At 40.2% G+C, this 4913-nt stretch carries 7 protein-coding genes; 3 read left to right on the plus strand and 4 right to left on the minus strand.

Translation table 11 applies throughout. From position 1 onward, the window contains the following. Together ACGLXV_RS17180 and ACGLXV_RS17185 are read right to left on the minus strand one after the other, a co-directional pair. Positions 1 to 548: ABC transporter transmembrane domain-containing protein (locus ACGLXV_RS17180; protein ID WP_391559591.1), on the minus strand; the 548-nt coding region annotated here is incomplete at its 3' end. Between the two features lie 150 nt (positions 549 to 698). Beyond that, entirely contained in the window at positions 699 to 1028 is a 330-nt protein-coding gene (locus ACGLXV_RS17185) for a MerR family transcriptional regulator (RefSeq protein ID WP_066057067.1), read from the minus strand. A gap of 189 nt (positions 1029 to 1217) precedes the next feature. Here ACGLXV_RS17185 and ACGLXV_RS17190 point away from each other — a divergent pair, with 189 nt between their 5' ends. After that, positions 1218 to 1403 (plus strand): hypothetical protein, encoded by a 186-nt coding sequence (locus tag ACGLXV_RS17190; RefSeq protein WP_119710325.1) that lies wholly within the window; start codon positions 1218 to 1220, stop codon positions 1401 to 1403. Next, positions 1387 to 1530, plus strand: coding sequence for a hypothetical protein (locus tag ACGLXV_RS17195; protein ID WP_162927666.1), 144 nt, complete (start codon positions 1387 to 1389; stop codon positions 1528 to 1530). Before ACGLXV_RS17190 ends, ACGLXV_RS17195 begins: the two co-directional genes overlap by 17 nt. Positions 1531 to 1591: 61 nt before the next feature. Here the strand turns inward: ACGLXV_RS17195 and ACGLXV_RS17200 are convergent, their stop codons facing one another. Continuing rightward, on the minus strand, positions 1592 to 2707 hold the full coding sequence (locus ACGLXV_RS17200; RefSeq protein ID WP_391559592.1) for a TIGR04053 family radical SAM/SPASM domain-containing protein: 1116 nt from the start codon (positions 2705 to 2707) through the stop codon (positions 1592 to 1594). Positions 2708 to 2876: 169 nt separating this feature from the next. Here ACGLXV_RS17200 and ACGLXV_RS17205 point away from each other — a divergent pair, with 169 nt between their 5' ends. After that, positions 2877 to 4529, plus strand: coding sequence for a M20/M25/M40 family metallo-hydrolase (locus ACGLXV_RS17205; protein ID WP_119710327.1), 1653 nt, complete (start codon positions 2877 to 2879; stop codon positions 4527 to 4529). A 27-nt stretch (positions 4530 to 4556) separates the two neighbouring features. Here the strand turns inward: ACGLXV_RS17205 and ACGLXV_RS17210 are convergent. Beyond that, on the minus strand, positions 4557 to 4913 hold a 357-nt coding region (locus tag ACGLXV_RS17210), incomplete at its 5' end, for an alpha-glucosidase C-terminal domain-containing protein (protein WP_391559593.1).

Below are 4913 nucleotides of genomic sequence, written 5' to 3' on the forward strand. Positions count from 1 at the left end.
AGTTGAAAAAGAGTGACTCCTTTTCGAATAAGGGTCAGAACGATCACCAATAAAAGAGGAACGGATATAAGCAGAATAGTAGCAAGCTTCACGTTAACCGTAAACGCCATAATCATTCCACCCAATATAAACAAAGGAGCTCGGAGTGCAATACGTAAGCTCATAAATAGGAAGTTCTGTATTTGTGTCACATCGTTTGTAAGCCTCGTAATTAAGGAAGAAGTGGGGATTTCCTGAAAGTCCTTAAAGGCAAATTGTTGAATCTTTCCAAATAGGTCTCTCCTAAGATCGTAACCGACCCCTTGACCTACTCGCGAGGAGTAAAAGGAGTTTACAATACCTGCAACAAAGGCGATAAACGAAAGAAGTAGGAGAATGCCTCCCCATAGGTAGACGGGATTCATGTCTCCGTTTGTAATACCCTCATCTATGATTTTTGCCATGAGTACAGGCTGTATTAGTTCAACCACCAACTCAAAGCCCGTAAGTGATAAAGCGATTATCGTGGCGTATTTATAGGGAAATATATATTTAAAAAGCTTCTTCATGGTGGATCCCTCCATTTCCATTACAGAAAAATCTACAAATTATTTAGTCACCCTTAATATTTTAATTGTAACATATTAATAAAGTGTACAAAATATTCAATCATCTTTCATAACAAACAAAAAAGCCTTATGCAGGCTCTCAAGTAAGGGCTATTGATTTTTTTGAATTCCAAACCTAGCGTTAATTTGGCCACGAAGCATTTTGTTACGGAGTTTTTCATCTTTGGCTAAATTATTTTTCTTAATCATATCCTGCCTAATTTCGTACGTTCGAACGCCTTCTTCTCGCTTATTAGCTATTTCTATTAGCGTTTCTACATCAGAGAATGAATATTTTCGGTTTCCTCGTTCAGACCGCTCAGGGAAAATGAGCTTTCTTTCCTCGTAATAACGGATTTGCCTCTCGGAAAGGCCTGTTAATTCACTAACTACACCAATCGTTATGACTTTTCGGCTTTTATATGATGTATCTTCCCCCATGGTTTATTCCTCCGTTTCCCACACCGTTTGCTTCTAGATTATACCATTACCTTACACAATAGACGTCTAACCTGTAAGATTTTCTTACAAGTTTTAAAAATGCTGTTAATTAAACTAACACTCGAAGTGATAACTACTTCCATTCCACTTACAATAACGTTAATACCAATCAGAAAGGATGAACTCCCCATGGCGCTTCTAAGAGAAATGGTTGAGAAAAGGCGAAAAGAGTATGAGAGTCTCCTAACAAAAGCCGGTGCCCTCACAGTTCGTAAAGACTCAGCTGATTTCACTCTTACCGAAATGGAAGAGGTCTATAGAAAATGGGTAGCATCAAGAAAGGAAAAGGAGAGGAAGAATGATGATGAAAAATGAAGATGCGATTACCTTAGCCAAGATGATTATTGAACTAGATCTACTTCGAGACGAAATCTGGGAGAGTCTAACAAGTGAAGCCGGTGATAAAGCATTTGAAATTCTTCGATACGTTCAAAATAGTTAACTCCAAAAGCCTGCTGTCATGAATCAGCAGGCTTACCTTTTTTCTTACTTTATACAAGCAGCTATCGTAAGCTTTGTGGTACATATACGCAAAATGGTTCACTCGCTAAGTAGTCCCCTGTCATAGCATATGCTCGAGAACGGGAACCTCCACAAATTTGACGATACTCACACATCCCACATTTTCCTTTGTAGAGGTCTGGATTACGAAGTTCCTTTAAGACTGGTGATGTTCGGTAAATATGATCTAACCGATTCTCACGGATATTACCGACTTTTATTGGCAGCAATCCACTCGGAAACACATCTCCCGTATGAGAAACAAAGATAAAACCATTTCCATCATTCACACCCTTTGGTGCTCGCTTTAAACCATCTCGGATTCTGTCCTGATCCATCGTCATGGTATCTTCGTAGCGAATATGACCTGTTTCTACTTTGTGCTCTTTCACTTTTTGCTGAAGAACCACACGTCGATAATGCTGTGCTGCCGTTGTTTTAATATCATAAGGGACTTTTTTACTTAGGTCGTACAACCACCTAAATACCTTTTCGTGTTCAAGTGGCGTTAAACAATCATCCACTTGGCCTCTTCCGGTTGGTACGAGTAAAAAGATATACCACATCACCACATCGAGATCTTCCATTAGCTTGGCCATTTGCTCAAGATGGTCGTAATTGTAACGCGAAATCACTGTGTTGATTTGGAGCGGCATGTTTAACTCACGCAAGTACGCCACTTTCTCGAGTGTTAAGTCAAATGAACCAGGGATGCCACGGAATTGGTCATGGATATCAGCAGTAGGTCCATCCAAGCTAAATCCCCACCTTGATAATCCTACCTGTTTTGCTAGTCTCATCTTCTCCTTTGTCACATTAGCCGTTGCACTAGGAGTCATAGAAACACGCATTCCTTTTTTAACCGCATAGTCCGCTAACTCCAGTAAATCGTCACGCATCATGCAGTCACCACCACTAAAAACAAGCATTGGGTTATTCATTTCATAAATTTCATCGATTAAAGCGATCCCTTCCTCATGGGTTAACTCATTTGGATCTGGCGTCAACTGTGCGTCCGCTCGACAGTGTACGCACTTAAGCTGACAAGCTCTAGTTACTTCCCATATGACAATAAACGGATTTTGGCTGTAATCAACAGGAACATGTTTCCCATGCATCGTATCACCTAACCATCTTTTAATTTTTCATTGTTCTCATTATAGGAGGTAACAAACTCGTTGAATCATCCATATTGTTACAATCCTCTTACACTTGCTACTTTCTAATAAGATTTCATTGTCGTATAGTGAAAGTAGATGATTATTTCAAGGAAAAAGGAGAAAACCCATGCTATTACCTTGTCTTACTGATGTGTTAGCTTTCACCAAACAGCTCGTTCAAATTGAAAGTGTCGTCAATACAGATGGAGAAAAAGTCATCTCTCATTCATTGCATACACTCCTGAATTCATTTCCTTATTTTCAAGAAAACCCTTCACACCTCGTAATTGAACCTACCATTGATGACGATTACGAACGATATAATGTTCTAGCCTTTGTAAAAGGAACAAAAGGCACAAGTAACCGCACGGTCATTCTGATGGGTCATGTGGATACCGTTGGGATAGATGATTTCAATCAATTAAAAAGCCTTGCTTGTTATCCAGACGAGCTAGCTGAAGCTTTAAAGAAAGAAGACCTAGCTGAAGAGGTAAAGGAACAGCTCGAATCTGGCGACTGGCTCTTCGGTAGAGGCACCCTAGATATGAAGAGCGGAGTTGCCAGCCACCTTTATCTACTAAAATATTACTCAGAACATCCTGAGGAGCTTGATGGAAACCTTGTCTTCTTGGCAGAATGTGATGAGGAGGACAGTTCAAACGGAATTCTATCATCGTTAAAAACATTAAAAAGGTGGAAGACTGAGCATCAATTCGACTATGTTGCGGCGATCAATGCTGATTTCGTTGCTCCCCGGTTTAAAGGGGATCAAAATCGTTACATATACAAAGGGACCGTCGGAAAGCTCCTGCCTTCCTTTTTCATCACAGGTGCGGAAACACATGTCGGCTCTTGCTTTGAAGGATTAGACCCCAATTTTTTAGCAGCAGAGTTAACTCAGCAAATCAATTATAATCCGGAGCTTTGCAACGAGGCGTTAGGGGAAACGACCGTACCTCCTGTATCTCTAAAACAAATGGATATGAAGCCTTCGTATGACGTACAAACCGCCTTAGCTGCTTATGTGTACTATAACTTTTTTATTCATTCGTGGACGCCAAAGGATGTCATCGACAAGCTGACCGAACAAGCGACAATTGCTTTTGATCGTGCCTTACGTACATATGATGAGCGCTATAAAAATTATTGTAAAATTAGCGGAGAAACTTACCGACCGATTCCATGGAAAACAAGAGTGTTTACTTATGAACAGATGGAAGAAAAGCTGCTTGCTGAACATGGGGACACGTACAAAGAACATATGAACCAATTTAAAGATCAACTGCAGCAGGACAAATCATTGGATAGCCGGATGTATGCCGCGCGTGTAGTAGAGGAAGCATGGAAGTGGATGAAGGACAAGAGCCCTGCCATGATTTTGTTTTATTCATCGTTGTATTCACCAAGGATTGAACTAACAGGGAAAACATCTGATGAATCCATCCTTATTCATGCACTTGATGAAGCCGTTGCTGAAGTACAGTCAGACTACCCATACCCGATCGTCACGCGTAACTTTTTCCCTTATATCTCTGATATGAGCTTTGTTGCATTAAGCGATGATGATGCAGGCCTTCAAGCAGTCACAAACAACAATCCGAGCTGGGGACGGAAGCATTATATTAATTTCCAAGATATACGAGATATCAATGTTCCTGTCGTCAATATTGGACCATACGGAATTGACGCACATAAGCGATTAGAAAGACTAGAAATGACCTACTCCTTAGAAGTGGTTCCCACACTGACCAAACGAGTGATTGAGGGTGTATTAAAATAGGCGAGGGTTCATCCCTCGCCTGTTTTCTTATCTGTATTTATAAACGACTGCTTCGTATGGACGAAGCTTGATCGAAGAAACATCCGGTTCCTCTGGCTGCTCGTAATTGCTAATTAATACTTCTACATCACGACAAATCATATCCTCTGGAAGTCTAAACACTGGTCGATGATCAGAAAAATTCAGGATAACCAGTAGCTTTTCTTTCTTCAGTGTTCTCGTATAGGCATAGATTTGTTCATGATCATCAAGAAGAACATCATATGTCCCATACACAATGACATCATTCTCTTTTCTTAATTTGATTAGCTGTTTGTAGTAATGGAAAATCGAATCCGGATCAGCCACTGCTTGTTCTACATTCACTTCTTTGTAATTTGGATT

The organism is Robertmurraya sp. (assembly GCF_036676585.1).
Lineage (GTDB): Bacteria > Bacillota > Bacilli > Bacillales > Cytobacillaceae > Robertmurraya_A.